This window comes from Daejeonella sp. (assembly GCF_049655485.1).
Taxonomy (GTDB): domain Bacteria; phylum Bacteroidota; class Bacteroidia; order Sphingobacteriales; family Sphingobacteriaceae; genus Daejeonella.
Window position 1 is genome coordinate 1 of sequence record NZ_JBASJU010000413.1, and the last position, 4,640, is coordinate 4,640.

Genomic DNA, 4,640 nt, shown 5'->3' on the forward strand with positions numbered 1-4,640 from the left:
CTCTCATCACGGTTCCCATAGAAAATGCATTAAATGGAACGCCTTTATCTACTCATCTGCGGTCTAAATCGGTGTTGGGGCTAGCGTCAATTCGGGTAGATTTTGGAAAAGGTACTGACCTTATTGAGGCCAGACAACTTGTACAGGAAAGAGTTACACGGGTGGCATCACAATTACCCGCCGTGGCCAGAACCCCTGTAATGTTAACTCCCTTATCGACTACAAGCCGCGTATTAAAGATTGGTGTAAGCTCTAAAACAATGTCTCAAATGGACATGAGTACAGAGGTTCGCTGGACATTAAGACCACGTCTGATGGCTGTACCGGGTGTAGCAAATGTAGCAATATGGGGGCAGCGGGACCGCCAGCTCCAGGTTAAGGTTATACCTGAAAGGCTTTTTGCCCATAATCTGCAATTAAACCAGGTAATCGTAGCGGTAAGAGAGGCTGTTCAGCAATTTGGAGGAGGATTTATAGATATGCCGAATCAGCGGATGGCTATTTCTAATATTCCGCATATCTATAATGCTGAGGATCTTGCCAAGATCACTATCCCGACAGCTAATGGATCTCCGCTCAGATTAGGTGAGCTGGCAGAAGTTGCTGAAGGGTTTCCTGCGCCCATCGGTGATGCAGTGATCAATAAAGGCAATGGCTTACTACTAATTGTAGAAAAGCAGCCACAAGCTAATACGCTTGAGGTCACACGAAATGTGGAGCAAATCCTTCTTGAGATGAAGCCTGGATTTAAAGAAATGGAATTTGATTCAACCATTTTTAGGCCTGCAACTTTTATAGAAATGTCACTACATAATCTGAATAAAGCCTTGCTGATAGGCTGTATATTGGTTATCCTGGTGCTGATATTTTTTCTGAACGACTGGCGAACAGCGCTGATCAGTGTGCTGGCAATCCCGCTTTCTCTGTTAATAGCCATGATCATCCTGCATTACCGTGGAGGTACTATCAATACGATGGTACTTGCCGGATTAGTGATTGCTTTAGGAGAGGTAGTTGATGATGCTATTATTGATGTGGAGAATATTGTACGCAGATTAAAGCAAAATAGCCTGCTGGCGGAACCTCTGTCAGCATATAAGGTAGTTTTTGACGCCTCGATGGAAGTAAGAAGTGCGGTTGTGTATGGCAGTATAATAGTTGCCCTCGTGTTGATGCCGGTGTTTTTTCTTCCTGGAATATCCGGGGCATTTTTCCAGCCTCTTGCCTTGTCTTACATCCTGGCAATCCTCGCCTCGCTTTTTGTTGCACTTACTCTGACACCCGCACTTTCCCTTTTATTGCTGCCGAAAAAATATTCCGGCAAGGAATCACATGATGCAGTTCATGAACCTAAGATTGTCCAGTGGCTTAAACCGAGGTATGAAAGAACTTTACACCGGATCATAGCGCATCCAAAGCGAACTATTCGCGGGTTGATCATTGTGCTGGCGCTAAGTATCGGAACTGTGCCTTTTCTCGGAGAGGAATTTCTGCCTCATTTTAAAGAGTACGATTTCCTGATGCACTGGGTCGAGAAACCCGGCACATCACTTGAAGCTTCCAAAAGAATAACTATCCAGGTAAGTAAAGAACTAATGGCTATTCCGGGAGTGAGGAATTTCGGCGCTCACATAGGAAGAGCTGAAGTAGCTGATGAAGTTGTTGGCCCTAACTTCACAGAAAATTGGATAAGCATAGATCCCGAAGTTCCTTATGACGAGACAGTAGCCAAAATCCAGGAAGTAGTGGATGGCTATCCGGGTTTATACAGAGACGTACTTACTTATTTACGTGAACGGGTTAAAGAAGTCCTGACGGGTACAAGTGCCAGCATTGTAGTGAGAATATACGGTTCCGATCTGGAGGTTCTCGAAGCTAAAGCCAAGGAAGTTGGGAAAGTACTTGCGGATGTAGAAGGTATTTCCGACCTGAAAGTTCAGCAGCAGACCTTAGTTCCTCAGCTTGGTGTCAAGTTCAACCCAGAAAAGGCATCGCGGGTAGGGGTTAATTCCAGCGATGTCCGTAGGGCAGTGAACGCACTGGTGAATGGCACTAAAGTAGGAGAAGTGTATGAGGAACAAAAGATATTCGATGTCGTAGTGTGGGGATCTGCCGAACAGCGTTCCAATATTGAAACGGTCCCGGATATGCTAATCGATATTCCCCGTGGGGGCAGGGTGCCTCTTAAAGATGTGGCGGATGTATATGTCAGACCCACTCCTAACGAAATTACCCGCGAAGCCTCATCCAGAAAAATAGATGTGACCTGCAATACCAAAGGTAAAGACCTGGGTTCTGTTGCACGGGAAGTTGAAAAAAGGCTGGAAAGTGTATCCTTCGCACCAGGCTATCATCCTGAAATTCTAGGGGAGTACGCCGAACGTAAAGCAGCCCAAAACCGGCTCAATGCTCTAGCTTTATTGTCGCTGCTTGGTATATTCCTGATCCTTTATATTGATTTTAACTCAGTACGTACAGCGTCCTTAATACTATTTAGTCTTCCTTTCGCATTAACAGGATGCATTTTTATTGCTCTTATTACCGGGGGAGTACTGTCTTTGGGCTCATTGGTCGGTTTCGTTACTGTTCTTGGTATTGCGGCACGGAATGCCATCATGCTAATTAGTCATTACCGGCACCTGGAAAATGAAGAGCATGAAGTATTTGGCCTGCACCTTATTATCAGAGGAGCGCTGGAAAGAATGTCTCCGATCTTGATGACCGCTCTTGCGGCCTCTCTTGCATTATTGCCTATAGTATTAACAGTAAATAAACCATGTCAGGAAATAGAATTCCCGATGGCTATAGTTATTTTAGGCGGCCTGATCACATCGACTTTGTTAAATTTGTTTTTCCTTCCGTTAATTTATCTTCGTTTTGGAAGATCCAAAAATAGTGATGGCAAAATCAAGCGACAGGAATCTGATTAAATAATACTTCCATTAGGGATAATCTGAGCAATAATTGCTAATACAAGAAGTCCTTAGAATAAGGGCTATCTCTTTGTAGTTAAATGATCAGAACCCTGGGGTCTTACCTGCATAACATCTTCGCCATATTTTCGTCCTTTTTTGCCCTTAAAACTTCTTTTCCGTAATGGGTAAAATACTGGTGTAGTGAAAGTAAATAACAATTTTCTTCCACCCACTCCTTATCGGTATACTGCTTTTTTAAGTACACTGCCCATTCTTTCCTCAAATTTTGTTCATGTCTATCGTAATCCTTACATGAGAAATGATACAAATCTGCATCGCATAAAATCTCCGCGTAGAGATTCCGAGGCTTCTGCGGATAGCGTGTTGCTTCAATACAAGAGATCACAAGACTTACCTTATCAACCGGGTAATCCTGATCGCTGAGGAAAGCGCGGGCTATTTTAATACTCTCATCTTCATGCCCAATATATTTACAACAATATCCCGCATCATGGAACCACGCCGCAATTTTCAACGGTTCAAGTTCGTCCTGGGTTAATCCTTCATGTATGCCAATCTCTGTAATCGCTTCCACCACTTCCCTGGTATGTATAATATTGTGAAAGTACAGGTCAGCAGCAAGCTCTGTGTTAAAGAAGTTATTCATGTAGATTTCTACTCTTTCGATTATACTTGAGTCAGTTGTCATATTATACTTAGTAGAGAATTTAAAAAAATAAAGTGTAGAATGATCATCTAAATGGTTACTATTTAGCAGATGATGGCGTTTTTAAGTAATAGTAACTCAACGCAAATAAACTTAAAATACCCAGCATGAACCCGCCCAAAACATCTGTAAACCAGTGAGCTCCTAAATAAATTCTGGAAAAAGGAATTGTGAATATCAAAAAAGCACAAATTGATATGACTGTTATTCTTATGCCTTTTGGAACAGTTTTAAGATGATTCATTAGAATAATCATAAAGCCAAAGAAAATGACATAAAAAAGACCATGGCCGCTGGGAAAGCTTTGGTGCCTGGCTATTTCTATTATTCTCACAACATCGTCTGTAGGCCGGGGACGGTCAATAATGATTTTTAACGAATGGCTGATAACACCGGAAAATAATGTCAGAAGGATAAAAAGAGCTTCTCTTTTCAATTTAAATCCGAGAAATACACCTGATGTCACAATCACCATGATTACAGACTGAGGAGTATAACCCGGCCAGCTTATGGCCTTCATGAGCACATCTAATAATGGATATTGATGTTCCTGGATCTCCTCGGAGAATTCTCGGTCGACCAATGAGTTCGGGAACAGTGATACCAGGAGAGTTAGTAGTAAGAACCCTATAACTATCCCTCCAAGAATGTAGAATAACATGCGTTTCCGCTCTAACCTCATAAAGGAGCGATCAATGAAAAGCCCACATTCCCATTTTGGATAACAGGTGTGGCCATGAAATTCAAATGTTTATTTCCGATTATTTTCTTCTTTATCCAGGGATAGGCGAGATAGGTAAATTTCGTTGTAAGTATCCCTACGCCAGCGCCAGCAAGTACATCACTCAACCAGTGCTGATTGTTCATCATCCGTAGCGCGCCGGTAGCAGTTGCCATGGAATAGCCTATATAACCGTACCAAGGAGATGTATTTTTAAATTCCTGATTCATAAATTCAGCCGCGACAAATGCTGTAGCGGTATGGCCAGATGGAAAAG

The 4,640-nt window shown here is 42.6% G+C and carries 4 protein-coding genes; 1 reads left to right on the forward strand and 3 read right to left on the reverse strand.

The annotated features are described in order from the left end of the window. The coding region (locus WBJ10_RS16600; protein ID WP_424292308.1) for an efflux RND transporter permease subunit at positions 1–2,930 on the forward strand (2,930 nt) is incomplete at its 5' end. Between the two features lie 103 nt (positions 2,931–3,033). Here WBJ10_RS16600 and WBJ10_RS16605 read toward each other — a convergent pair. The 3 genes from WBJ10_RS16605 to WBJ10_RS16615 all read right to left on the reverse strand — a co-directional run. After that, positions 3,034–3,624: an HD domain-containing protein gene (locus WBJ10_RS16605; protein ID WP_424292309.1), complete on the reverse strand. Its 591-nt coding sequence runs from the start codon at positions 3,622–3,624 to the stop codon at positions 3,034–3,036. 58 nt (positions 3,625–3,682) lie between these two features. Beyond that, positions 3,683–4,303, reverse strand: a complete 621-nt coding sequence (locus tag WBJ10_RS16610; RefSeq protein WP_424292311.1) for a phosphatase PAP2 family protein — start codon at positions 4,301–4,303, stop codon at positions 3,683–3,685. 17 nt (positions 4,304–4,320) lie between these two features. Continuing rightward, positions 4,321–4,640, reverse strand: a 320-nt coding sequence (locus WBJ10_RS16615) for a phosphatase PAP2 family protein (protein WP_424292313.1), incomplete at its 5' end; no start/stop codon positions are given.

What these genes read in the sequence shown, in the direction of transcription:
- WBJ10_RS16610 (WP_424292311.1), bottom strand. Translation starts at nt 4,303, where the DNA reads ATGTTATTCTACATTCTTGGAGGGATAGTTATAGGGTTCTTACTACTA.
- WBJ10_RS16605 (WP_424292309.1), bottom strand. Translation starts at nt 3,624, where the DNA reads ATGACAACTGACTCAAGTATAATCGAAAGAGTAGAAATCTACATGAAT.